Origin of the sequence: Microbulbifer mangrovi, from assembly GCF_002009015.1 — a bacterium.
GTDB lineage: Bacteria > Pseudomonadota > Gammaproteobacteria > Pseudomonadales > Cellvibrionaceae > Microbulbifer > Microbulbifer mangrovi.
Genome location: NZ_LZDE01000321.1, coordinates 1 through 23,255, shown reverse-complemented (window position 1 = coordinate 23,255; position 23,255 = coordinate 1). Strand labels below are relative to the sequence as shown.

Annotated in this window: 24 protein-coding genes; 21 read left to right on the top strand and 3 right to left on the bottom strand. The window is 58.7% G+C overall.

Annotated features, from left to right (window positions below):
• Positions 1 to 177: 177 nt before the first annotated feature.
• From B4U49_RS11910 to rnhB, 6 genes are all read left to right on the top strand, one after another.
• The gene (locus tag B4U49_RS11910; protein WP_078084818.1) at positions 178 to 693 is read left to right on the top strand and encodes an OmpH/Skp family outer membrane protein; all 516 of its coding nucleotides are present in this window, start codon (positions 178 to 180) and stop codon (positions 691 to 693) included.
• 30 nt (positions 694 to 723) lie between these two features.
• Positions 724 to 1,821, top strand: coding sequence for a UDP-3-O-(3-hydroxymyristoyl)glucosamine N-acyltransferase (lpxD, locus tag B4U49_RS11905; protein WP_078084817.1), 1,098 nt, complete (start codon positions 724 to 726; stop codon positions 1,819 to 1,821).
• Positions 1,822 to 1,916: 95 nt separating this feature from the next.
• Positions 1,917 to 2,354: a 3-hydroxyacyl-ACP dehydratase FabZ gene (fabZ, locus tag B4U49_RS11900; RefSeq protein WP_078084816.1), complete on the top strand. Its 438-nt coding sequence runs from the start codon at positions 1,917 to 1,919 to the stop codon at positions 2,352 to 2,354.
• 173 nt (positions 2,355 to 2,527) lie between these two features.
• Positions 2,528 to 3,307 (top strand): acyl-ACP--UDP-N-acetylglucosamine O-acyltransferase, encoded by a 780-nt coding sequence (lpxA, locus tag B4U49_RS11895; protein WP_078084815.1) that lies wholly within the window; start codon positions 2,528 to 2,530, stop codon positions 3,305 to 3,307.
• Between the two features lie 39 nt (positions 3,308 to 3,346).
• Positions 3,347 to 4,474: a lipid-A-disaccharide synthase gene (gene lpxB / locus B4U49_RS11890; protein WP_143735639.1), complete on the top strand. Its 1,128-nt coding sequence runs from the start codon at positions 3,347 to 3,349 to the stop codon at positions 4,472 to 4,474.
• A 20-nt stretch (positions 4,475 to 4,494) separates the two neighbouring features.
• Positions 4,495 to 5,109 (top strand): ribonuclease HII, encoded by a 615-nt coding sequence (rnhB, locus tag B4U49_RS11885; RefSeq protein WP_078084813.1) that lies wholly within the window; start codon positions 4,495 to 4,497, stop codon positions 5,107 to 5,109.
• Between the two features lie 37 nt (positions 5,110 to 5,146).
• Here the strand turns inward: rnhB and B4U49_RS11880 are convergent, their stop codons facing one another.
• Positions 5,147 to 6,418, bottom strand: coding sequence for an HlyC/CorC family transporter (locus B4U49_RS11880; protein ID WP_078084812.1), 1,272 nt, complete (start codon positions 6,416 to 6,418; stop codon positions 5,147 to 5,149).
• 68 nt (positions 6,419 to 6,486) lie between these two features.
• Positions 6,487 to 7,317, bottom strand: a complete 831-nt coding sequence (locus B4U49_RS11875) for a cytochrome C assembly family protein (RefSeq protein ID WP_239692603.1) — start codon at positions 7,315 to 7,317, stop codon at positions 6,487 to 6,489.
• A 130-nt stretch (positions 7,318 to 7,447) separates the two neighbouring features.
• Here B4U49_RS11875 and ffh point away from each other — a divergent pair, with 130 nt between their 5' ends.
• The 14 genes from ffh (at position 7,448) to B4U49_RS11805 (ending at position 20,612) form a co-directional block, all read left to right on the top strand.
• The gene (ffh, locus tag B4U49_RS11870; protein WP_078084811.1) at positions 7,448 to 8,875 is read left to right on the top strand and encodes a signal recognition particle protein; all 1,428 of its coding nucleotides are present in this window, start codon (positions 7,448 to 7,450) and stop codon (positions 8,873 to 8,875) included.
• A gap of 214 nt (positions 8,876 to 9,089) precedes the next feature.
• Complete coding sequence (gene rpsP, locus B4U49_RS11865) at positions 9,090 to 9,329, top strand: 30S ribosomal protein S16 (RefSeq protein ID WP_078084810.1); 240 nt, start codon at positions 9,090 to 9,092, stop codon at positions 9,327 to 9,329.
• Between the two features lie 40 nt (positions 9,330 to 9,369).
• A complete protein-coding gene (rimM, locus tag B4U49_RS11860) occupies positions 9,370 to 9,924 on the top strand; it encodes a ribosome maturation factor RimM (RefSeq protein WP_078084836.1) in 555 nt (184 codons plus the stop codon).
• Positions 9,924 to 10,691, top strand: coding sequence for a tRNA (guanosine(37)-N1)-methyltransferase TrmD (gene trmD, locus B4U49_RS11855; protein WP_078084809.1), 768 nt, complete (start codon positions 9,924 to 9,926; stop codon positions 10,689 to 10,691). Before rimM ends, trmD begins: the two co-directional genes overlap by 1 nt.
• Before the next feature lie 78 nt (positions 10,692 to 10,769).
• Entirely contained in the window at positions 10,770 to 11,120 is a 351-nt protein-coding gene (gene rplS / locus B4U49_RS11850) for a 50S ribosomal protein L19 (RefSeq protein ID WP_078084808.1), read from the top strand.
• Between the two features lie 91 nt (positions 11,121 to 11,211).
• Complete coding sequence (gene xerD, locus B4U49_RS11845) at positions 11,212 to 12,114, top strand: site-specific tyrosine recombinase XerD (protein WP_078084807.1); 903 nt, start codon at positions 11,212 to 11,214, stop codon at positions 12,112 to 12,114.
• 139 nt (positions 12,115 to 12,253) lie between these two features.
• Positions 12,254 to 13,003 carry a DsbC family protein gene (locus B4U49_RS11840; protein WP_078084806.1) on the top strand — a complete coding sequence of 250 codons (750 nt, stop codon included), beginning with the start codon at positions 12,254 to 12,256 and terminating at the stop codon, positions 13,001 to 13,003.
• Between the two features lie 276 nt (positions 13,004 to 13,279).
• On the top strand, positions 13,280 to 14,587 hold the full coding sequence (locus B4U49_RS11835; RefSeq protein ID WP_078084835.1) for a homoserine dehydrogenase: 1,308 nt from the start codon (positions 13,280 to 13,282) through the stop codon (positions 14,585 to 14,587).
• A gap of 85 nt (positions 14,588 to 14,672) precedes the next feature.
• Entirely contained in the window at positions 14,673 to 16,064 is a 1,392-nt protein-coding gene (gene thrC / locus B4U49_RS11830; RefSeq protein WP_078084805.1) for a threonine synthase, read from the top strand.
• Positions 16,065 to 16,161: 97 nt separating this feature from the next.
• A complete protein-coding gene (gene recJ, locus B4U49_RS11825) occupies positions 16,162 to 17,892 on the top strand; it encodes a single-stranded-DNA-specific exonuclease RecJ (RefSeq protein ID WP_078084804.1) in 1,731 nt (576 codons plus the stop codon).
• 73 nt (positions 17,893 to 17,965) lie between these two features.
• A complete protein-coding gene (locus tag B4U49_RS11820; RefSeq protein ID WP_078084803.1) occupies positions 17,966 to 18,877 on the top strand; it encodes a DMT family transporter in 912 nt (303 codons plus the stop codon).
• Positions 18,878 to 18,902: 25 nt separating this feature from the next.
• The gene (locus tag B4U49_RS11815) at positions 18,903 to 19,529 is read left to right on the top strand and encodes a LysE family translocator (protein WP_078084802.1); all 627 of its coding nucleotides are present in this window, start codon (positions 18,903 to 18,905) and stop codon (positions 19,527 to 19,529) included.
• Positions 19,530 to 19,616: 87 nt separating this feature from the next.
• Positions 19,617 to 20,141 (top strand): hypothetical protein, encoded by a 525-nt coding sequence (locus B4U49_RS11810; protein ID WP_143735638.1) that lies wholly within the window; start codon positions 19,617 to 19,619, stop codon positions 20,139 to 20,141.
• 81 nt (positions 20,142 to 20,222) lie between these two features.
• Complete coding sequence (locus B4U49_RS11805; protein WP_078084800.1) at positions 20,223 to 20,612, top strand: MerR family DNA-binding protein; 390 nt, start codon at positions 20,223 to 20,225, stop codon at positions 20,610 to 20,612.
• Positions 20,613 to 20,640: 28 nt separating this feature from the next.
• Here B4U49_RS11805 and B4U49_RS11800 read toward each other — a convergent pair whose 3' ends face one another.
• Positions 20,641 to 21,834: a pectinesterase family protein gene (locus tag B4U49_RS11800; protein WP_204903030.1), complete on the bottom strand. Its 1,194-nt coding sequence runs from the start codon at positions 21,832 to 21,834 to the stop codon at positions 20,641 to 20,643.
• A gap of 230 nt (positions 21,835 to 22,064) precedes the next feature.
• Between B4U49_RS11800 and prfB the strand changes: the two genes are divergently transcribed.
• Positions 22,065 to 23,160 (top strand): peptide chain release factor 2 gene (gene prfB, locus B4U49_RS11795; RefSeq protein ID WP_143735637.1). Its coding sequence is split into 2 segments (ribosomal slippage): positions 22,065 to 22,136 and positions 22,138 to 23,160, totalling 1,095 coding nucleotides; the frame shifts between segments, so codons are not numbered across the junction.
• Positions 23,161 to 23,255: the final 95 nt, after the last annotated feature.

Here is a 23,255-nt window from a genome sequence, read left to right as displayed (position 1 = left end):
GAATTAGTTCCTATGTGATTTTCCCGGGTGGGTAAGCCGCTCATCCGGACGAGACAAACTCATGGAAACTAGCGCCAATTCTCGATAGGGTTGCAGCCCCGGGAAACGGGTAGAGAAATTGATAATAATCCGCGCTCTGGTTAGTGCGGGAAATGGACAGAGATACGGAGAATAAACGTGTTCAAATTTGTAAAAGCAAGTGCAATTCTGCTGGCGGGCCTGTTGTTCACCGGTGCGGCGGTAGCGCAAACCAAAGTCGCGGTGGTTAATATTCAGGCTGCGATCATGAGCACTGAGAAGGCCTCGTCCAAAATTAACGCCCTGAAAACCAGTTCCGAATACTCGCAGCTGCAGAACAGTGCAGAGAGTATCCGCTCTGAAGTGCAGAAAATGGCAGAAGATGCCCAGAAAAACGGCGTTACCTGGTCTGAAGAGAAAAAGGCCGAGCATCAGCGCAAGATGAACTTCAAGCGCTCCGATTTTGAAACCGCGGTTAAAAAATTGCGTGCAATGGAAGGCCAGGCTGTTCAGGACCTCCAGAAAGACCAGCTGCCGAAGGCCAAGGCCGTTCTGGAAGAGCTGATCAAAGAGCGCAAGCTGGACCTGGTTCTGGATGCCACCGCTGCGGTTTACGCCGGTACCAATGCCAACCTTACCGAAGAGTTGGTAAAACGCCTGAACGCGGCAAAGTAAGCCGTTTCAGTTAGCGTTTGGAGCTTTAACATGAGCGAGCAGCCAACACTGGCGCTGTTGGCTGAAAAGCTGGGCGCAGAATTGCGTCTGGCGGCAGGGGCCAGTGCAGATCTGGTTCCCACCGGGCTGAACACCCTGCAAGATGCCAATGCGAGCCAGGTCAGTTTCCTGGCGAGCGCCAACTACCGGCGTTTTCTGGCCGGAACCCGTGCCTGTGCGGTGCTGGTAACTGAAGAGCAGGCGGAATCCTGTCCGGTTTCGGCACTGATTGTTCCCAATCCCTATCACGCTTTCGCACAGGCGACGGCTATCTACGATACTACCCCCCGATATGCTGCCGGTGTTGATTCCAGCGCGCGGGTGGATGCTACCGCGCAAGTGCATCCCAGCGTACATGTAGGGGCCGGTAGCTCAATCGAGGCCCACGTCAGTGTGGCGGCGGGGGCGGTGATCGGGCCCGGTTGCGTGGTTGGTGAGGGAAGCACCATCGGCCCGCGCACCCGTCTGTTTCCCAGTGTGGTCATCTACCACGGTTGTGCCATCGGCGCCGACGTTATCGTTCACAGCAATACTGTGATTGGTGCCGACGGCTTCGGGTTTGCGCCGAGCGATGGAAAGTGGACCAAGATCTACCAGCTGGGCGGGGTGGAGATTGGCGATGAGGTGGAGATCGGTGCCAACACCTGTATCGATCGCGGCGCTCTCGGCAATACACTGATCGGCCGAGGGGTCAAGATCGACAATATGGTGCAAATCGCTCACAATGTGCAGATTGGTGACTACTCAGCCATGGCTGCATGCTCGGCGGTTGCCGGCAGTGCAATCATCGGCAAGCACTGCACGATCGCCGGCGGTGTGGGAATTGTCGGCCATGTGACCGTTGCTGACCGCACTCACGTCACTGCGCGCACCCTCGTCACCAAGTCCATCGAGGAAGCCGGGTCTTATTCCAGTGGTATTCCATTTTCCGATAGTCGTTCCTGGCGCCGCAATGCGGTGCGTTTCGGGCAGCTTGACCAGATGGCGCGCCGCCTCACGGGTGTTGAAAAGGCGCTGCAAGAGGCTGTACAGGAAAAGGCTTCTCGGGAAGACATTTCGCAAAGTACACCGAAAGGTGGAGAGGACTGAGCACGGCTTGCCGCCGGTCTCGGTTCTAAAATAGATATTTATCAGTAAATTCGGGGCGTTTGGCGCCCCGAAGTGGTTTCTGGGGACAAATCGCCATGATGGACGTACAGGAAATTCGTCAATACCTGCCGCACCGCTATCCTTTTCTTCTGGTAGACCGTGTCGTCGAGCTGGAAGAGGGCAAGTTGATCAAGGGCTATAAGAATATCTCGATAAACGAAGAGGTATTTAACGGCCACTTTCCGGAAGTGCCGATTTTTCCGGGGGTTATGATCGTTGAAGCCCTGGCGCAGGTTTCCGGAATTCTGGGTTTCAAAACCCTGGGCCAGAAACCTGAAGATGGATACCTTTATCTGTTTGCGGGTATCGACAATGTGCGCTTCAAGCGCCAGGTGGTACCGGGAGATCGTCTGCAACTGGAATCTGAGGTGGTTTCCGAGCGCCGCGGTATCTGGAAGTTTGCCGGCAAGGCCAGTGTCGATGGCGAGCTGGCGGCGTCAGCGGACATTCTTTGCGCGGTCAAAAAAATCTGATTCCGCTGCAAGTGCAGCCTGGTCGCGATGGGTCCGGCTCATTGTGACCAAATAGTTTTTTATATTTGCCGTTCGTGGGTAAAGTAGCGAAGTCGTCTGCGCTATCGGTTTCGGGTCTTTCTGGCCTGTAGTCGGCGCGGGCTGAACTGAGCCGGTGAGGAGAAGACCACAGAATGCAGACCAGTATTCACCCGACTGCCATCGTCGACGACTCGGCGAAAATTGGTGAGGGCGTGAAGATAGGCCCTTACAGTGTCATCGGGCCGGACGTGGAAATCGGCGATGGCTGTGAAATCGCCTCCCACGTCGTTCTCAGTGGGCCTACTACGCTGGGAAAAAACAATCACATCTATCAGTTTGCCACCGTAGGGCAGGATACGCCGGACAAGAAATACCAGGGGGAGGCCACCACTCTGGTAATTGGTGACAACAACGTCATTCGCGAAGGCGTCACCATTCATCGCGGTACGGTACAGGATCGGGGTGAGACCACCATTGGCAATGACAACCTGCTGATGGCTTACGCACATATCGGTCACGATAGCGTTATTGGCAATCACACCATCCTGGTAAATAACGTGGCCCTGGCAGGCCATGTATTTGTGCGCGACTGGGCAATTCTCAGCGGGTATACCCTGGTGCATCAGCACTGCACCATTGGTGAGCACGCATTTACCGGCATGGGCGCGGGTATCGGAAAGGATGTCCCCGCTTATGTGATGGTGGCTGGCAATCCCGCGGAAGCAAAGACCATCAATGCGGAAGGTTTGCGTCGCAGGGGCTTCAGTAGGGAAGAGATCGCCCTGATCAACAAAGCCTACAAAATCGTGTATCGCCGCGGTTTGACCACCGACGAGGCGCTGGAATCCCTGGCCAGCCTGCGGCAGGAGTCAGCGGTCATCCAACCCTGGATCGACTCCCTGGAAAACTCCACCCGCGGCATCGTTCGCTGAGGTAACTGCGTGTCTGAGCGAGAAGTGTTGCGCATCGGTATGCTTGCCGGTGAGGCGTCGGGAGATATTCTCGGAGCTGGCCTGATAGCCGCGCTGCAAAAGCGTTTTGGTCGGGTTGAGGTGACCGGTATCGCCGGGCCTCGTATGCAGGCGCTCGGTGCCGAGTCCCTGTTTCCCATGGAGCGGTTGTCGGTCATGGGGCTGGTGGAGCCGCTCAAGCGTCTTCCCGAGCTTCTGAAAATCCGCCGTTCGCTGCGCCAGTACTTTATTGCCAACCCCCCGGACCTGTTTATCGGTATTGATTCGCCCGACTTTAACCTGGGCCTTGAAGAGGCGCTGCGTTCCGCGGGGATTCCTACCATGCATTACGTGAGCCCATCGGTATGGGCTTGGCGTCAGGGGCGGATCAAGAAAATTGCGCGTGCGGTCGATCATATATTGACTCTGTTGCCTTTCGAGGCGGAGTTTTACCGGGAGCACAATGTCCCTGTGACTTTTGTGGGGCATCCGCTTGCGGATGAAATTCCATTGGAAGTGGATGTCTCGGCGGCAAGGCGTGCCCTCGGGTTTGCGGATGACGATCATGTAGTGGCGCTACTGCCCGGCAGTCGCGGGGGTGAGGTGCGCTTGTTGGGCCCGCTTTTCCTGCAGGCGGCCCAATGGTGTTACCAGCGCCGTCGCAATCTCCGTTTCGTTTTGCCCGCTGCCAGTGCAGAGCGCAAGGCGCAACTACAACAGCAGGTTGCTGACCTGCCGGGTGCGGAGGAGCTGCCGTTGACCATCCTCGATGGTCAGTCCCAGCAGGCGCTGGCGGCAGCGGATGCGGTGCTGATCGCATCGGGTACTGCCACCCTGGAGACCATGCTGATGAACAAGCCCATGGTGGTGGCGTACAAAATGGCGAGCCTGTCCTATGCCATTTTTTCCCGCATGTTACACACTCCTTGGGTATCCTTGCCCAACCTGCTGGCACAGCGTGAGCTGGTGCCCGAAATTCTCCAGGATGATGCGACCCCAGAGGCATTGGGGGCGGCGGTGCTGAACTATTTTGACGATCCTCTGCTGGGAGATCAGCTGCGGAGAACCTTCAGTGAAATGCACCAGGAGTTGCGCCGCGATGCTTCCGAAAAAGCCGCGGATGCCGTGTGTAATCTCATCCAGCGATAAATTCAAAGTATTCAGTCACTATGAAAACCAAATCATCCCTGCCGCCCTATGTTTGCAGCTATACCGGTGATCTGCTAGCCGGTGTCGACGAGGTGGGGCGGGGACCGCTCGCCGGCGACGTGGTAGCTGCAGCGGTCATCCTCGATCCGCAGAATCCGGTGGCGGGGCTGGCGGACTCGAAGAAATTATCCGAAAAAAAGCGCGAGGCGCTGTTTGATGAGATCCGCGAAAAGGCGCTGGCCTTTGCCGTCGCCCGCGCCACGGTCGCGGAAATTGATCAGCTAAATATTCTCCACGCCAGCATGCTGGCCATGAAGCGGGCGGTAGAGCAGTTATCGGTGCAGCCCGAGTATGTGCTGGTAGATGGCAACCGCAAGCCGCAGTGGCACTACGAGTGCGATACGGTGGTCAAGGGGGACGACAGGGTTGCCGCGATTGCGGCGGCTTCGATTCTGGCGAAGGTGACCCGGGATCGGGAAATGGTGGTGCTGGATCAGCAGTATCCTGAATATGGCCTGGCGGGCCACAAAGGTTATCCCACCAAGGCGCATATGGAAGCTCTGGCGCGGTTGGGTGCAACACCGGTGCACAGGAAAAGTTTTGCACCGGTGCGGCGTCAGTTGGAGCTGGTCTGAGTCCTGCGGGGTTCAGTCAGCAGAATTCTGCGCTTACTCAGTTCCCAGCTTTTTTGATGCGGGCACTGGTAATCATCTTATCGGACACCTCCACAATCTCGATCAGATATTCCTGGATATAGAGGCTGATATTGCCCTCCGGGATGCTTTCGAGGTGCTCCATGATCAGCCCGTTAAATGTCTTGGGCCCGTCAGTGGGCAAGTGCCAGTGCAGGGTGCGGTTCATTTCCCGAATGGACGTGCCACCGTCCACTAGATACCAACCTTCTTCCTGCTTGACGATCTCTTCATCGTCGCTCGGCACCGGGCTTGCGGTAAAGTCCCCCACAATCTCTTCCAGCAGGTCTTCCAGGGTAACGATACCCATTACCTCGCCGTACTCATCTACCACCAGTCCCATGCGGCGTTTCTTCTGCTGAAAATTCATCAGCAGGGTAGGGAGAGGGGTGGCTTCGGGGACAAAGTAGGGTTCATTGAGGTGGGACTTGAGCGTCTCTGCGGTAAGGTCTTCTGGTCCGTCACGCAGTATCTGGGCCGCGCGGCGGAGGTGCAGTATGCCGACTACCTGATTGATGTCCCCGCGGTAAACCGGGAGGCGGGTAAAGCTGCTCTCGGCCAGTTGCTGCAGGATGGCTTCTGCGGAGTTGTCCAGGTCCACACCGATCACCTCGTTGCGCGGGATCATGATGTCTTCCACGGTGGCCTGGTCGAGGTCCAGTACGTTAAGCAGCATGCCTTTATGCTTGGTCGGCAGCAGTGCGCCGGATTCGAACACCACCGAGCGCAGTTCTTCCGGAGCCAGGTGTTCCGCCTCCGATTCCTTGCCCGCTTCCACGCCCACCAGACGGGCGAGGGCGTTGGATACGCTGCCCACAAGCCACACGAAAGGTGAAAGTAAAAAGAGCAGTGGGCGCAGTAGCAGGCTGGCGGGAAATGCGATCTTTTCCGGATGCAGGGCGGCGATGGTTTTCGGTGTGACTTCGGCGAAGATCAGGACTACGACGGTCAACGCCGCGGTGGCGTACCAGACACCGGCCTCGCCATAGAGTTTGGTAAATACCGCGCCGGCGATTACCGAGGCGAGGATATTGACCAGGTTGTTGCCGATCAGGATGACCCCGATCAGTTTGTCCGGGCGTGCGAGCAGCTCCATGGCCCTTTTGGCGCCGCGGTGTCCGCTTTTCGCTTGATGACGCAGGCGATAACGGTTCAGCGCCATCATGCTGGTTTCGGAGCTGGAAAAGAAAGCGGAAATAACAATCAGCAGGCCTATCAGTGCAAATAACAGGCCGGGCGGCAGGTCGTTCAAGGGGGAGCTCTTTCTGTTGAATCAGGGCGATATTGGATCAGAACGGCGCATGCCGCAAGTCGGGCGGCTCAGCCGCCGGAGAAAATGACTTCCAATGCCAGTTTGCTGCCGAAAAATGCCAGCAGCAGAACGGCAAATGCGGAGAGGGTCCAGCGTACCGCGGTGTTGCCGCGCCAGCCATTTTTCCAGTGTCCCCACAGCAGAATGCTGTACAGGATCCACGCAAAAATCGACAGAGCGGTTTTGTGTACCAGGTGCTGTGCGAAGAGGTCATCTACGAACAGGGCGCCGGTGATCAAGGATGCGGTCAGCAATAGCTGCCCGAACGCGATCAGGCCAAACAGCAGGCTCTCCATGGTCTGCAGCGGCGGCAGCATCCGGCTCATGCCGGCGGGGCGGTGGTTGTGCAGTTGCTGGTTGAGCCAGTAGAGGTAGATGGCCTGGAGCGTCGCCAGCGTTAGCAGCGCATAAGCCGATATGGAAAGCAGTGCGTGGGCCGCGATGCCCGGCGAAATCTGTGAGCGCGGTATAGCGGTGCCCCAGGCGTGTACCGCAGCGAGTTCACTGACGGCCGCCAGTGGCGCAATTGCGAGTATCAGCAGTGTAAGCTGGTGCCGCAGTGAAAGGCACAGTAGCAGCAGGGCGACAGACCAGGTGATCAGCGACAGCATCGCCAGCAGGTCAAAGCGGAAGCCGTTATCTGCCAGCAGGGTGAACTTCAGGGAGATGGCGTGGGCCGCTACGGCGCCGGTGAACAGCCCGAGTAGCAGGGTATGCCTGCGGGACTGAGATTGGCGAGACAGGGTGACAGCCGCTACTACTGTAGTGGCTATATAGAGTGCAATTGCCATCCAGTGGGCGAATGCCGCCATTAGGGTAAATCCGTCTTGCTGATTCATTATGTGTTCCGGGCAGGCAGTGTGTCACAGCGCGCCTGTGCTGGAAAGCCCGCCTGAGCTATACTGCCGCGTTTTTGGGGTACCGGCGGTAGGCCGGGCCACTACGGCATTTACGATTTGAGAAGGTGATATGTTCGATAACCTGAGCGACCGTCTGTCGTCGGCACTGAAAAAAGTCACAGGTAAGGCTCGCCTGACGGATGACAACATCCGCGACACCCTGCGCGAAGTGCGCAAGGCATTGCTGGAAGCGGATGTGGCGCTGCCGGTGGTAAAAGCCTTTGTGCAGCAGGTGCGTACCGCCGCTGTTGGCCAGAAGGTCAGCAAGGCGCTGAACCCGGGCCAGCAGTTCGTCAAAATTGTCCAGGACGAGCTGGTCAAGGTCATGGGGGAGGCGGCCACGCCGTTGAACCTGGCCGTACAGCCGCCCGCAGTCATCCTGATGGCGGGCCTTCAGGGGGCGGGTAAGACTACCAGTGTCGCCAAACTCTCCAAGTACCTGCAGGAGCGGGAAAAGAAAAAAGTGATGGTGGTGAGCGCCGACGTCTATCGTCCGGCGGCCATCAAGCAGCTGGAGACTCTCGCGGGAGAGGTTGGGGCGATTTTCCACCCCTCCGAGCCGGATCAGAAGCCGGTGGATATCGCGCGCGGTGCGGTAGAGGCGGCGCGCAAGCAGTTCGCTGACGTGCTGATCGTGGATACCGCGGGTCGCCTGCATATCGATGACCAGCTGATGGACGAGATTCGCGAGCTCCACGAGGTCCTGGATCCCGCGGAGACCTTGTTCGTGATCGATGCAATGATCGGTCAGGATGCGGTCAATACCGCGAGTGCCTTCAATGATGCGCTGCCGTTGACCGGCGTGGTGCTGACCAAGGCGGACGGTGATGCCCGCGGCGGTGCGGCACTTTCTGTGCGCCACGTGACCGGTAAGCCGATCAAGTTTATCGGTGTCGGTGAAAAAACCGATGCCCTGGAAACCTTCCACCCGGATCGTATTGCCTCCCGGATTCTGGGGATGGGCGATATTCTCTCGCTGATCGAACAGGCCGAGCAGAATATTGACCGCTCCAAGGCGGAAAAGCTGGTCAAAAAGGTACAGAAAGGTAAGGGCTTTGACCTTGAGGACCTGCGCGATCAGTTGCAACAGATGCAAAACATGGGTGGTCTTGGTGCCCTGATGGATAAGATGCCCGGTATGGGGGGGCTCGCCCAGGCGGCACAACAGGCGGATATGGGCAAGGAGTTCCGCCGTATGGATGCGCTGATCAGCTCCATGACCCCGGATGAACGCCGCAATCCCGACCTGTTGAACGGTTCCCGCAAGCGTCGTATCACTGCCGGTTCCGGCACCCAGATCCAGGATCTGAACCGCCTGCTCAAGCAGCACAAGCAGATGGGCAAGATGATGAAGAAGCTCAAGGGCGGCGGCATGGGCAAAATGATGCGCGGCCTGGGCGGGCTGCCCGGTATGGGCGGTGGCACTGGCGGTCTCGGCGGGTCCGGAGGTATGGGTGGAATGCCGGGCGGCCTGCCGCCGGGTTTCCGTAAAAAGTAAGGCGGGGTAACCCGCGATTCTGGCGTTGTTATTCGCTGCTATACAAACCGTAAAGGGTGCATTAGAATACGCCGCCTTTCAGCTGGCCCTTGGCCGCTGGGCATTGATTTAAAAGCAGATTTTTGTCTCGGCAAATGTCTGAAATACCGCCGTGAGGCGGGATATGCCGGTCATAAATTGTGACTGGTGAGTGTTGAAACTACAGGATAGCTACATGGTAACCATTCGTTTGGCTCGTGGCGGTGCAAAGAAGCGCCCGTTTTATCACCTGACTGTGACTGACAGCCGCAAATCCCGCGACGGTCGTTTCATTGAGCGTGTTGGCTTCTTCAACCCGGTAGCCCGTGGTCAGGAAGAGCGTCTGCGCATCGACCGTGAGCGCGTTGAATTCTGGGTAGGCCAGGGCGCACAGGTTTCTGATCGCGTCAGCAAGCTGCTGAAAGAATCCGCCTGATCCCTGATTTTGCCCATTTGTCTGTATCCGGGGTATGGCTGTGGCTGAGCATTCGGTAACTCGCGAAGAACTGGTCACAGTCGGACGTATCACTTCAGTGTACGGCGTCCGGGGCTGGGTCAAGGTGCATTCCTTCACCGAGCCAATGGACAATATCCTGCAATTTTCCCGTTTGTGGCTTCAGGGCGCCGGGACGCAGGGAGAAGGGCAGTGGCAGTCTCTTGATATCGATGAAGGCAAGCGCCACGGCAAAGGCCTGATCGTACATATCAAGGGTGTGGACGACCGCGATCTCGCGGCTCAGTTCTGCCAGAGAGATATTGCAGTTGCTGGCAGTGAAATGCCGCACCTGGAAGACGGCGAATACTACTGGCACCAGTTGCAGGGCCTGCAGGTGGTGAGCCAGTTTGAAGGTCGTGAATACCGCTTCGGCGAAGTGGTGCGACTGATGGAGACCGGTGCCAACGATGTGATGGTGGTGCGGGGCGGTGATGACGGGCGCGAGCGCCTGATTCCGTATCTGCCCGGTGAATTCATCACAGGCGTCGATCTCGACGCGGGCCAGATTACCGTCGATTGGGACCCCGAGTTCTGATGGCGGCGAGGCGCGTGGCTCTGGTGAGCATCTTTCCGGAGATGTTCTCAGCACTGACCGATTACGGTATCAGTGGGCGGGCGGTCAAAGACGGCCTGCTGGAAGTGCGCTGCTGGAATCCCCGGGATTTCACCAGTGACCGGCATCGCACTGTGGACGATCGTCCGTACGGCGGTGGGCCCGGCATGGTTATGCTGGCCGAGCCGTTGTCCCAGGCGCTTTCCGAAGCGCGTGCCTGGGCGGAAGAAGCGGGTCCCGCGCGGTCGATTTATCTGTCCCCCCAGGGGCGACAGCTGGATCAGGCCGGAGTCGAACATCTTTCCCACAGCGGTAACCTGGTTCTTTTGGCCGGGCGCTACGAAGGGGTGGATGAGCGACTGGTGGACGCCCTCATCGATGAGGAGTGGTCGATTGGCGACTACGTGCTCAGTGGTGGCGAGCTCGCTGCCATGGTGCTGGTGGATGCGGTTACGCGTTTGATACCCGGCGCCCTTGGGCACGACCAGTCGGCGGTGGAAGACTCCTTTGCTCAGGGGTTGCTCGATTGCCCGCACTATACTCGCCCGGAAGATTTTCGCGGCGAAAAGGTGCCGGAGGTCCTACTTTCCGGTAACCATGAAAAGATACGCCGCTGGCGACTCAAGCAGGCCTTGGGTCGCACGCAGCAGCGCCGGCCAGACCTGCTGGAAAAGCTGGCGCTGACACCGGAGCAGGCGCAACTGCTGGAAGAGTTCCTGCAGGAAGCGCCGCCGGAAAAGCAGAATTAATATCGAATTCGCCGGGAGGCGGGAGTAATTCGGTGATCTAGCCGTGAGGCTACACAAAACCCTTTTGGAGAACTCCAAATGACCAACAAAATCATCCAGCAGCTGGAAACTGAACAGCTCAAAGCCGAACTGCCAGAATTTGCCCCGGGCGACACCATTGTCGTACAGGTTAAGGTAAAAGAAGGTAACCGCGAGCGTCTGCAGGCGTTTGAAGGCGTAGTTATTGGCAAGCGTAACCGCGGCCTGAACTCCTCTTTCACCGTGCGCAAGATCTCTCACGGTGTTGGTGTTGAGCGTACCTTCCAGACCCACAGCCCGCTGGTAGATAGCATTGCTGTGAAGCGTCGTGGTGACGTTCGCCAGGCCAAGCTGTACTACCTGCGCAGCCTGACTGGTAAGGCAGCTCGCATCAAGGAAAAACTCGGCTGAGTTTTCCTGCGACATAAAAAAACCGGAGCTTGTCTCCGGTTTTTTTATGCCTGGAGAAACCGCAGGGGGAGGCCTGTGCTTTAATGGCGCAATGAACAACTTCCACAATCCGCAGGGGTTGATTACTGCCTGGCTAGATATGCTGTGGGCCGAGCGCGGGGTCAGCGAACACACGCGCGCCGCCTACGGTCGGGATCTGAAGGCATTTGCAGACTACTGTGCCGCCGCCGGAAAAGATCTCGGCCAGATTATTCGCGAGGATATCTTGTCCTATCTGGGGGCTCGCCATGAGGCCGGGCAATCGGCGCGTTCCAGTGCGAGGGCGCTGGCGGCTCTGCGCAGTTTCTATCGCCATTGTCTGCGCCAGGGAATGATCGAGCACGACCCGGTGGCACTGGTGGACAATCCCAAGATTCCCAAGCCGCTGCCCAAATCGCTGTCTGAGAGCGATGTTGAGCTGCTGCTGGATGCTCCAGACACCGAGACCCCGATCGGGCTGCGGGACAGGGCCATGCTGGAGCTGCTTTACGCCTGTGGGTTGCGGGTGAGTGAGCTGGTGGGGTTGAGTTTGTCCCAGCTGAATCTACGCCAAGGGGTGGTGCGGGTATATGGCAAGGGGCGCAAGGAGCGCCTGGTGCCCATGGGGCAGGCTGCCGAGAACTGGCTGGGAAAATATCTAATTGCGGCGCGCCCGGAGCTGTTGGCGATGGGAGAGAGTGACGCCTGTTTCCCGGGGCGCGGCGGCGCTGCCATGACCCGTCAGACGTTCTGGTACCGTATCAAACACTGGGCAAAGGTTGCCGGTATCGACAAGCCGCTGTCCCCGCATACCCTGCGTCACGCCTTTGCCACGCATCTGCTGAATCACGGTGCCGACCTGCGGGTTGTGCAGCTGTTGCTCGGGCACTCGGACCTGTCTACCACCCAGATATACACCGCAGTGGCCAGGGCCAGATTGCAGGCCCTGCACGGCGAGCATCATCCCCGGGGGTGATCGCTGCGTGGTAATTGTGCTCCGCATGTAGTAAAACGCGCATAACTGCTCGAATACAAGAGACAGGTGCCATACTGGGCTGAACCCACGACCGCAAGCGCTGTCGAAAAATGACGAATAATCTGGAGCGAACCGAATCATGACCTTTCTAGCCAAGCCACTTTCTGCGCTCGTTGCTGCCGCATCACTCGTATTGGGGCAGGTTGCTGTCGCAGACGTGGACGACGCCACGGCCAAGCAGATCAAGGCCAAGCTCTCCGCGGGAAATCCCCAGGCGAATTTCGGGGATGTGCGCGAGAGCCCGGTTCCCGGTCTGTACGAAGTGGATGTGAATGGCGGCAACGTGCTGTTTGTATCCAAGGATGGTGGGCATTTTATTGCCGGTGACCTGTTTGAAGTGGGCCCTCAGAAGGTGGTGAACCTGTCCGAGAAGCGTCGCGGTACCCATCGCGCAGAAGTGATGGGTCAGCAGGACCTGAAGGATATGATTGTGTTTTCTCCCAAAGGGGAAACCAAGGCACATATCTACGTGTTCACCGATGTGGACTGCGGCTATTGCCGCAAGCTGCACGACGATGTGCCAAAGCTGAATCGTATGGGGATCGAGGTGCGTTATCTGGCGTTCCCCCGCGCGGGCCTGAACTCCGTGGGCTACCGCAAGATCGCCACTGCTTGGTGTGCAGACGACCCCAACCAGACGCTCACTGATCTGAAGAATCGCAAGAATGTGCCCCTGGATGTATGCAAGAACAATCCGGTGGCGGCCCAGTACAAAATGGGTAACGAGGTGATCGATGTGCGCGGAACGCCCACCATTGTGATGGAGGATGGCACCGTGGTACCCGGTTACCTGCCGCCGGACACCCTGGCCAAGGCGTTGGGCATCTAAGTCCGGCGCTGACAGAAAGACCCAGAGAAGGCCGGCACTTGCCGGCCTTCTGCGTTATGGGGTTGTGGGTGGAATAGCGTTGCGGTGGTTATTTGACCGCCCTGCGCAATTTAATTGACAATTTCCCCCTTATCTCAGTAAGGTTGTCGACCTTTTTTTGATTTAAACGCCAGTTATTGCGCTGTGTTCCATTAGAGTCATGCGCGGAGGGATGTTGTGAGCGCATTTGCCGACGAAGCCACCAAGGTAGTAGAAAATTCCAAATCTGCGGGCAGCCTGCCCGCGGTACGTATCGGTATTTGTGGTCTCGGGACCGTAGGTAGCGGTACGGTCAATGTCATGGCGCGGAACTGCGAGGAGATTGCTGCGCGCTGTGGTCGCCCGGTAGAGATCGTTCAGATCGGCGCGCGGCGCGACAATCCGGACTGCGATACCACTGGCCTGAACGTCACCCGCGAGATATTCGATGTGGTCAACAATCCGGATGTCGATGTCCTGGTTGAGCTGATTGGCGGCACCACCGTGGCCCGCGAGCTGGTGCTCGCGGCCATCGCCAACGGCAAGCATGTGGTTACCGCCAACAAGGCTTTGATCGCCGAGCACGGTAACGAGCTGTTCGCCGCCGCTGCCGACAAGGGCGTCACCATCGCCTATGAGGCCGCGGTCGCAGGCGGTATCCCGATCATCAAATCCCTGCGCGAAGGTCTGGTGGGTAACCGTATCCAGTGGCTGGCAGGGATCATCAACGGTACCGGCAACTACATCCTGACCGAAATGCGCGAGAAAGGTCGCAGTTTTGATGAGGCGCTGGCCCAGGCCCAGGCGCTGGGTTACGCCGAGGCGGATCCTACCTTTGATGTGGAAGGTATCGACGCGGCGCACAAGCTGGTCATCATGGCGTCCCTGGCATTCGGCGTGCCGCTCGCCTTTGACAAGGTATACACCGAGGGGATCAGTGGTGTTGCCAAAGAGGATATCCAGTACGCCGATGAGCTCGGTTACCGTATCAAGCATCTGGGCATTGCCCGCCGCACCAACGATGGTGTGGAGTTGCGCGTACACCCGACCCTGATTCCCCAGCGCCGCCTGATTGCCAATGTGAACGGTGTGATGAACGCGGTGCTGGTCAATGGCGATGCGGTCGGGCCGACCCTGTATTACGGTGCCGGCGCTGGCGCCGAGGCGACGGCCTCTGCAGTGATTGCGGATATTGTCGATGTGGCGCGCACCCTGAATGTGCGTCCCGACCAGCGCGTACCGCTGGCGGGTGTGACCCAGGACAGCCAGGGTAATCTGGATGATGTCCTGCCCATGTCTGAGGCCGAGACCAGCTACTACATGCGCATCTCTGCGTTCGACAAGCCCGGGGTTATGTCGCAGGTGGCAAAAATCTGCAGTGACCAGGGCATCAGCATCGAGGCGCTGATCCAGCACGAGCCGGCGGAAGATGAAGAGCTGGTGCCGGTGGTACTGCTGACCAGTCGCGCGCGTGAAGCGCAGCTGCAAGAGGCGGTCAACCAGATTGAGGCGCTGGACAGCATCCAGGACCCCGTAGTCCGCATTCGCGTCGAAACCCTCGGCTGATCCGATTCAGCACTTTATGCATTGAGGTGGGCGCTGCGCCCACCTCATTCCCCCTATCAAGAATTATCCAGACCAGTACAACACCGTGAAATTTGTCAGCACCCGCGGCCGCGCGCCGTCTCTCAGCTTTGCCGATACCGTTCTCACTGGCCTCGCCAGCGATGGCGGCCTGTATGTTCCCGAAAAACTGCCTACCTTCAGCCGCGAAGAAATTGCGCAAATGGCCGGGCTGGATTATCGGGAGCTGGCGTTCCGCATCATGTGGCCGTTCGTCTCCGAAGATCTCACTGAAGACGAAATGCGCGGCATTATCGACCGCGCCTACGCCAATTTCCGCCACACTGCGATTGCGCCGCTGGTGCAGACCGATCATAACGAGTGGGTGATGGAGCTGTTCCAGGGGCCGACCCTGGCGTTCAAGGATTTTGCCCTGCAGTTCCTGGGGCAGTTGTTCGACCTGTTGCTGAAAAAACGCGGCGAGAAAGTGGTGGTGCTGGGTGCCACGTCCGGAGATACCGGTTCTGCGGCAATCGAGGGTTGCCGTCACTGCGAGAATATCGACATCTTTATCTTGCATCCGCACAACCGGGTATCCGAGGTGCAGCGCAAGCAGATGACCACGGTGCTGTCGGACAACGTCTACAACATCGCGCTGGAAGGCAATTTCGACGATTGCCAGAATATGGTCAAGGCCAGCTTTGCGGATCAATCGTTCCTGCCCGATGGCCGCCGCCTGGTTGCGGTGAACTCCATCAACTGGGCGCGGATCATGGCCCAGATCGTCTATTACTTCTACGCGTCGCTGAGTCTCGGTGGTCCGCACCGTGCGGTGAATTTCTCTGTGCCGACCGGCAACTTCGGGGATATTTTTGCCGGCTACCTGGCGCGCGGCATGGGCCTGCCGATCAACCAGCTGGTGATCGCCACCAACGCCAACGATATCTTGCACCGTTGTATCAGTGCGAACGATCACTCCCCCAAGCCGCTGGTGCACAGCCTGTCGCCGAGTATGGATATCATGGTATCCAGCAATTTCGAGCGCCTGCTGTTCGATCTCTACGATCGCAATGGCGAGTCGGTAGCGGAGCTGCTGGCAGACCGCAGCGCGCCGTTGAAGCTGGATGACAGCGTTCTGGAAAAAGCACGCACCCTGTTTGCCTCCGAGCGGGTAGGGGACGAGCGCACTGTTGAGGTGATTCGCGAGGTGTTCGAATCCACCGAATACCTGCTGGATCCGCACACGGCCATCGGTGTGGAAGCCGGGCGGCGCGCACGCAAATCCAAGGCCGAGCCGATGGTGTGTCTGGCAACAGCGCACCCGGCCAAGTTCAGCGAGGCCGTGGACAAGGCATTACCGGGCACCCAGGTTCCACTGCCACACCATATGCAGGACCTGCTGCAACGGGAGGAGCGGATGCAAGTTCTGCAAAACGACCTTTCTGCGGTACACGATTTCATCTCAAGCGCTCTGGGCTAAGCGCTGCTTGAGCCGCAGCCGGTCGGCGGTAGAATGGCAGTTTGCCGGTGAATACCGGTAAACTCAGGAACCATAAAACCGACAGCGACCGGATGCGATGAACGCGATTATTCGAAGACGGCCAGTGGATTTGTCCTCTGGCCGTTTTACTTCCACGACACCAGAGATTCTGCAGCGGGTATTGCTGGGGCGCGGTGTCGCCAGCGACGAGGAGCTGGATCATCAACTGACGCGCTTGCACAGTCCCGCCTCCATGCGCGGGGTCGAGGCGGCGGTCAACCTGCTGGTGGACGCCGTGCGCGGTCAACAGAAAATTCTCATTGTCGGCGACTTCGATGCCGACGGGGCCACCAGCAGCACCCTGTCAGTGCTGGCTCTGGGGGCGCTCGGTGCCGGACCGGTGGATTTCCTGGTGCCCAACCGTTTTGAGTTCGGCTATGGCCTGACGCCGGAAATCGTCGAGGTGGCGCGGGAGTACAATCCAGACCTGTTGATCACGGTCGATAACGGCATCAGCAGCATCGAAGGGGTGGCAGCGGCGAGAGCTGCGGGCATGAAAGTCATCGTCACCGATCACCACCTGCCGGGCAATGAGTTGCCTGAAGCGGATGCCATTATTAACCCCAATCAGCCGGGTTGCGATTTCCCCAGTAAAAATCTCGCCGGTGTTGGCGTCATCTTCTATCTCCTCAGTCGCCTGAAAAGCGTGTTGCAACAGCAGGGGTGGTTCGAGGAAACCGGCATCGCAGCACCCAATATGGCCGAGTATCTGGACCTGGTAGCCCTGGGAACAGTGGCGGATCTGGTGCCACTGGACCAGAACAACCGTGTTTTGGTGCATCAGGGGATCGCCCGTATACGCGCAGGTCGTTGCCGCCCTGGAATCCAGGCGCTGATGGATGTGGCGGGGCGGGATAGGGCCCGCCTGTCTACTACGGATATTGGCTTTATCCTCGGGCCGCGTATCAATGCCGCCGGACGTCTGGACGATATCGGCACCGGTATCCGCTGCCTGTTGACACAGGATCCGCAGGAGGCGCGAGAACTGGCGGCAGAACTGGATGGCTTGAACCGCGATCGCAAGGCGATCGAGGCCGGGATGCAGCGAGAGGCGATGGCTGCGCTTGACCAGCTGCAACTCGGGGAAGAGGGGCTTCCCTGGAGTCTTTGCCTGTATGACGCCGCGTGGCACCAGGGAGTGGTGGGGATTCTCGCCAGCCGCATCAAGGAAAAATTCCATCGTCCGGTGATTGCCTTCGCCGATGGTGACAACAACCTGATCAAGGGGTCGGCGCGTTCTATTCCCGGCCTGCATATCCGGGACGCATTGAGCGATGTGGCCGCCGCCCATCCGCAATTGATCAGCAAGTTTGGCGGTCATGCCATGGCGGCCGGGCTGAGCCTACCGGCGGAAAACCTGGCGGCTTTCACTGATGCGTTCGAGGCCGCGGTACGCAGCCGGATTTCCGAGTCCCAGTTACAGGCCGTAATTGACACCGATGGCGAGCTGCAGCCGGAAGAATTCTCGATGGAAACTGCAGCGGTTTTGCGCGCCTGTGCGCCCTGGGGGCAGGCGTTCCCGGAGCCGGAGTTTGACGGTGAGTTTCTGTTGCTGCAGCAGCGTATCGTCGGCGAGCGCCATCTGAAAATGGTGGTTGCACCGGTAGCTGCGCCACAACAAGCGCTGGATGCCATCGCATTCAATATCGATACGGATTTCTGGCCGGCTCAGGTGGGCAGGGTCCAGCTGGCATTCAAGCTCGATATCAACGAGTTTCGCGGGCGGCAGTCCCTGCAGCTGATGGTCAGTCATATTCATCCCCTCTGAGCATCAGCGGGTTTCCCAAATTATTTCTTTCAGCGGGTGCAACTGGTGCGCCCGCTATTTCCCGGTGAGTGGTATGAATCAAAAACAGGCGAGAGCCGAGCTTCTGTTATTACTGGCCGCCCTTTTCTGGGGGCTCGCGTTTGTGCCGCAGAAAATTGCCATGGCGCACATAGAGCCGTTGGCATTCAACGCCTGGCGTTTTTTCCTGGGTGGGTTGTTGCTGATTCCCATTGTCTACTGGCTCTCTTCGCGCCGGGATGTGCAGCCCGGCGAGCAGGATGGCACGCCGGTACATCATCGCTGGCGAAAATGCTTGCCAGGCGGTGCGGTGCTCGGTTTCTGGCTGTTTCTCGGCGCGGCATTGCAACAGGTCAGCCTGCTGTATACCACTGCGGGAAGGGCCGGGTTTATTACCGGGTTCTATCTGTTGCTGGTGCCGATTATCGGCTTGTCTCTGGGGCACAAGACCAACCGCTGGACCTGGGGTGGGGTGGCCCTGGCGCTGATGGGGCTGTACTGGCTCGCGGACTTTTCCGAAGAGGCACAGTTAATCGGCGACCTGATGGTGTTCGCCAGCGCCTTTGTGTTTGCGATTCAGGTGCTCTCCGCGGATTATCTGGTACACCGCTACGATGCGTTGCGTCTGGCTGCGATCCAGTTTCTGGTATGCGGGGTGCTGTCTGCCGTGGCTTCGCTGATGGTGGAACAGCCAACCATGCAGGCAGCCTGGGACGCCGCCTGGCCGATTGCATACATGATGATCTTCTCCACCGCTATTGCCTTCACCTTCCAGCTGCTGGGGCAGCGCAATGCCGCTCCGTCCCACGCCACGGTGATCATGAGCCTGGAGTCTGTGTTTGCCGTGGTTGCGGGCTGGTTGTTCCTGAATGAAATGCTGAGCGGTCGCGAGCTAATTGGCTGTGGCCTGATGCTCGCCGGCATGTTCGTCAGCCATTTCGGAAACCACCAGGGTACCCATCACTGAGCTGGATGCAATTGAGGAGTATCGAATGCTGGACTGGTCTCTGCTCGCGTTGTTTGTGCCAACGTTTTTCTTTGTCTCCATAACCCCGGGAATGTGCATGACCCTGGCGCTCACCATGGGCATGGCGTTTGGTGTGCGTCGGACCCTTTGGATGATGCTGGGTGAATTGTGTGGTGTGGCGCTGGTGGCCATTGCCGCGGTGCTCGGTGTCGCCGGCTTCATGCTTAAATACCCGGCGGCATTCCAGGTGTTCAAATACTGTGGTGGCGCCTATCTGGCGTATCTGGGTATCCAGATGTGGCGCGCGCGCGGGCGTATGGTTCTGGTAGAACCCTCGAGTGGTGAGCAACCGGCAATTCCGCCCTGGGCCCTTGTCAGCCAGGGTTTTCTGACGGCGGTGGCAAACCCGAAAGGCTGGGCATTTTTTATCGCGCTACTGCCGCCATTTATTAATCAGGGGAAACCACTGCTGCCGCAGATGGTGGTACTGTTGTGTATCATCCTGGCACTGGAATTTATCTGTATGCTGATCTATGCCAGTGGCGGTCGCACTTTGAGTCGCTTGCTGCACCAGGGTGAAAATGTGCGACTGATGAACCGGATTGCCGGCACATTGATGCTCGGCGTCGGTGGCTGGCTCGCGCTAAGCTGAAACAGACAGGTTTCGCGCGCGGGCGGTAAAGCCTGAGAATTCGGTAAAGCGGGTTCAGAAAAGGAAATTCGGCAAAAGGAGAGCTTTATGTGTCATACATGGCTAAGAGTCGCCATTGCGGCCGTGTGCTTGCTGGCGATCAGTGGGTGTGATTCTTCCCAAAAGCAAGCGCCGGAAACTCAGTCTACAAGCGAGTCTACAAGTGAGTCCGCAAGCGAGCAGAAGCCCGAGGGCGGGGCGGAGCAGCCCGGGCAGAATGCGGCGGGTGCAGACCCCGGTGCCAGTCAGCCGTCGCAGGACAATCAAAGCCTGTGGGTGATGGAAGCGCGCGGTAACAAGCAGTGTGAAGGAGGCGGCAAAAGCCTCGCTGCCAGTGGTGCAGAGCTGGCACAGAATGGCATCCGGGTGCAGGAGTCCCGCTGCGCGGTGCGAACCGATCGCATGTATCCCGCGGTATGTGGCGGCGCTACGGGCGATGTGCTGATGCACCGGATACCCGCCAGCTTCCTCGATGCAGCGCTGGAGCTGGGTTTCGATCCGGCCAAGGAAGGCCAGTACCAGTTCACGGACTGCGAGCAGGCCACATCGGGCAGTGCGCCGCAGCAGCGCTAGCCCGGGTGCCGTGTTGACCTTCCCCTTACGGTAACCTCCAGAATTTCCGCAAATGGACAGGATTGCTGTGAGGAACTCACCATGAATATTTCGCAAGCGGCCCAGCGTGCGGGGCTGACGGCAAAAGCGTTGCGGTATTACGAGTCGATAGATCTGCTGGTACCGCAGCGCAATCCCAATGGATACCGGGAGTACAGCCAGTCCGATGTGGCCACACTGCAATTTATCCAGCGCGCGCGGGCCTGTGGCTTTACGGTGGAGGAAGTGCGCGAACTGTTGGCGCTGTATCGAAACCCTGATCGACGCAGTCACGACGCCAAAGTGCTGGTGGAAGAAAAACTGCTTCAAGTTGAGCAGCAGCTGGAAAGCCTGAAGGCTATGCGCAGCAGTCTGCGGGGGCTTGCGGAGGCGTGTGCCGGCGATGACTTCCCCGAATGTGGAATTCTCGACCACCTCGCCAGCGGCGAATAAGACGCTGACGAGGTCACTGCCTCGCCACTCAGAAAGACGGTTGCCAGCCCGCCAGAATGCGATCTCGGGTATAGGCTTCCGCCTCCGCATCGCTTAACTGGCGTCGCAGAGGGTGTGACTTGGCGCCGGGGCCGCGGCTTTGATACTCGAAGAATCGCGCACTTTCCGGTGTGAATACCGTACTTTTGCTGCCATCCCGGCTGGTGCCCCGCATGGAGGCCCAGCCATCTGTGGTGATGTGATCATCCATGTAGGAATTGATAAACACCGCGGCACCGATGGCGTCCGGATCCGCATAGCGACCGTCGGGAAAGGTCGTCGTGGGGTGCCAGGGGCGTCCCAGCGGAGACGAGCCGGCGGGCACGCCCGGCGCCTTCAGCAGTTTGCAGTTCAGGAACACCAGCCCAAATGCGTTGCTGATATCGGTACTCGGTGCGGTCACGTAACCCACTGTCTTCCGTTCCGTACCCCGCGGGCGCGTCACGATATCGCTGTCCTCGAACAGTGCCTGTCCTGCGCCAAAGATAAAGTCCACGTTGCCTTCGATCACACTGTCCACAAAGTAACTGCGCCCTCCCTGCACAAACAGCGTGTCCTGATAGCCAAGCAGGCGCACATTGCGGAACGCCGAGCGATCGCTGTTAAGGCCGGTTTCCAGGGCAACCGCCTGTGTGCCATTGACCTTGTCCGTGTGATCTTTGGGCAGGGCATCGGTGGCGAGGAAGTCGAAACTGTTTTCAATGGTCAGGTTTTCCGCGCGAAAGTCCTTTGCCTCCACCGTCAGCGTCGCGGTGGCAAAGGTACCCATTTTCTCGCCCGAGCCCGGTTTGGCGCCAGGGGCGGGCATGCCCGCGTAGTCGCCATAGCTGATGACCGTCTTATCGCGGCCGGCGCCGACCAGGTGTACGTTGGGCTTGTCCACCAGCACCTTTTCCCGGTATTCCCCCTCAGGGAGGTAGATGACATAGGGGGCATCGCCCTGTGTCGGAGCCTGTGCCAGAGCTTCCGCAATGGTGGGGTAGCTCACTTGCGCGGTATTCCCTGATTTGGCCGCGACTACCGCGTCGTACGCCTGCTGTTGCGTTTCCTTACAGGCAGAAACAGCGAGGACCGACAGTAACAGGCCCGCAAGGCCTGTGCGCCCCAGAATGCGGGAGGTCCCGGATATACCTGTTAGCAGGCGAGACAGGGGGGGAAGGGGGGGATTCATATTCGTCGCCATGACATCAGCTCCGTTCAAAGATTGGCCTGATCATTGTTGTTATTGGTCAGGCCATTCTAGCGCTGTCGCTGCGGGCGTCTCAAGATGCCATCGCGTCTACACTGGACATCGGCCGCTGACGCGAGCGCAGTTCCGGCCAAACACCCGCGCCGGTGGGCTGCCCCCTTATTTCTCGGGGCAGCCTGAGGTAGAATGCGCGCCCGATTTAACCGACAGAAGCCGACGCATCTATGGAAATCAATCCGCTTCTCAACCAGCTGAAAGACCTCGAAGAGCGCACCGACGTTCTTAGGGGGTATCTTTGACTACGCTGGCAAGAAAGAACGCCTGACCGAAGTCGAACTGGAACTGGCCGAGCCCAGTGTCTGGGACGACCCCGACCGCGCCCAGGACCTGGGCCGCGAACGCTCCTCCCTCGAAGCCGTGGTGAAAACCATCGATGATCTCGACAGTGGCATCAGTGATTGCCGCGAGTTACTCGATATGGCCGTGGAAGAGAACGACGAAGATTCCGTAGCCGAAGTTGCCAGCGAACTCGAAGGCCTGCAGCAGCAGCTGGAAACCCTCGAATTCCGTCGCATGTTCTCCGGCGAAACCGACGCGAACAACGCTTATCTGGATATCCAGGCCGGCTCCGGCGGCACCGAGGCCCAGGACTGGGCCGAAATGCTGCTGCGCATGTACCTGCGCTGGGGCGAAGCCCACGGCTTCAAAACCACCCTGGAAGAAGCCTCCGCTGGCGAAGTTGCGGGCATCAAAAGTGCCACCATCCACTTCCAGGGCGAATACGCCTTTGGCTGGCTGCGCACCGAAACCGGCGTACACCGCTTGGTACGGAAATCCCCGTTCGACTCCGGCAACCGTCGCCACACCTCGTTCACCTCTGTTTTCGTCTCCCCGGAGATCGACGACAACATCGAGATCGAAGTGGACAAATCCCAGGTGCGTGAAGACACCTACCGCGCCTCCGGTGCCGGTGGTCAGCACGTGAACAAAACCGACTCTGCCGTACGATTGACCCATATCGAATCCGGCATCGTAGTGGCCTGTCAGAGTGAGCGCTCCCAGCACCAGAACCGCGATAAAGCGTGGAAGATGCTGCGGGCAAAACTCTACGAGCAGGAAATGCAGAAGCGCAACGCCGAAAAGCAGGCGATGGAAGAGAGCAAATCCGACATCGGCTGGGGCAGCCAGATTCGCTCCTACGTACTGGACGACCAGCGCATCAAAGACCTGCGCACCAGCGTTCAGACCAGCAACTGCCAGGCAGTGCTGGATGGGGACCTGGACCAGTTTATTGAAGCGAGCCTGAAGGCAGGCCTCTAAGGTCTAGTTTGCTTTCGTATCCTGCTAACGAAGTAATTTGGTAGGAAGCGAAGGGCAAGTGCCGGGGATTAAGTTTCGAAAGCGTCGGCGACAGG

What these genes read in the sequence shown, in the direction of transcription:
- B4U49_RS11800 (WP_204903030.1), bottom strand. Translation starts at nt 21,834, where the DNA reads ATGGCGACGAATATGAATCCCCCCCTTCCCCCCCTGTCTCGCCTGCTA.
- xerD (WP_078084807.1), top strand. Translation starts at nt 11,212, where the DNA reads ATGAACAACTTCCACAATCCGCAGGGGTTGATTACTGCCTGGCTAGAT.
- B4U49_RS11810 (WP_143735638.1), top strand. Translation starts at nt 19,617, where the DNA reads ATGTGTCATACATGGCTAAGAGTCGCCATTGCGGCCGTGTGCTTGCTG.
- B4U49_RS11875 (WP_239692603.1), bottom strand. Translation starts at nt 7,317, where the DNA reads ATGAATCAGCAAGACGGATTTACCCTAATGGCGGCATTCGCCCACTGG.
- trmD (WP_078084809.1), top strand. Translation starts at nt 9,924, where the DNA reads ATGGCGGCGAGGCGCGTGGCTCTGGTGAGCATCTTTCCGGAGATGTTC.
- B4U49_RS11815 (WP_078084802.1), top strand. Translation starts at nt 18,903, where the DNA reads ATGCTGGACTGGTCTCTGCTCGCGTTGTTTGTGCCAACGTTTTTCTTT.
- B4U49_RS11805 (WP_078084800.1), top strand. Translation starts at nt 20,223, where the DNA reads ATGAATATTTCGCAAGCGGCCCAGCGTGCGGGGCTGACGGCAAAAGCG.
- recJ (WP_078084804.1), top strand. Translation starts at nt 16,162, where the DNA reads ATGAACGCGATTATTCGAAGACGGCCAGTGGATTTGTCCTCTGGCCGT.
- lpxB (WP_143735639.1), top strand. Translation starts at nt 3,347, where the DNA reads ATGCTTGCCGGTGAGGCGTCGGGAGATATTCTCGGAGCTGGCCTGATA.
- lpxD (WP_078084817.1), top strand. Translation starts at nt 724, where the DNA reads ATGAGCGAGCAGCCAACACTGGCGCTGTTGGCTGAAAAGCTGGGCGCA.
- B4U49_RS11820 (WP_078084803.1), top strand. Translation starts at nt 17,966, where the DNA reads ATGAATCAAAAACAGGCGAGAGCCGAGCTTCTGTTATTACTGGCCGCC.
- rplS (WP_078084808.1), top strand. Translation starts at nt 10,770, where the DNA reads ATGACCAACAAAATCATCCAGCAGCTGGAAACTGAACAGCTCAAAGCC.
- rpsP (WP_078084810.1), top strand. Translation starts at nt 9,090, where the DNA reads ATGGTAACCATTCGTTTGGCTCGTGGCGGTGCAAAGAAGCGCCCGTTT.
- lpxA (WP_078084815.1), top strand. Translation starts at nt 2,528, where the DNA reads ATGCAGACCAGTATTCACCCGACTGCCATCGTCGACGACTCGGCGAAA.
- ffh (WP_078084811.1), top strand. Translation starts at nt 7,448, where the DNA reads ATGTTCGATAACCTGAGCGACCGTCTGTCGTCGGCACTGAAAAAAGTC.
- rnhB (WP_078084813.1), top strand. Translation starts at nt 4,495, where the DNA reads ATGAAAACCAAATCATCCCTGCCGCCCTATGTTTGCAGCTATACCGGT.
- B4U49_RS11840 (WP_078084806.1), top strand. Translation starts at nt 12,254, where the DNA reads ATGACCTTTCTAGCCAAGCCACTTTCTGCGCTCGTTGCTGCCGCATCA.
- fabZ (WP_078084816.1), top strand. Translation starts at nt 1,917, where the DNA reads ATGATGGACGTACAGGAAATTCGTCAATACCTGCCGCACCGCTATCCT.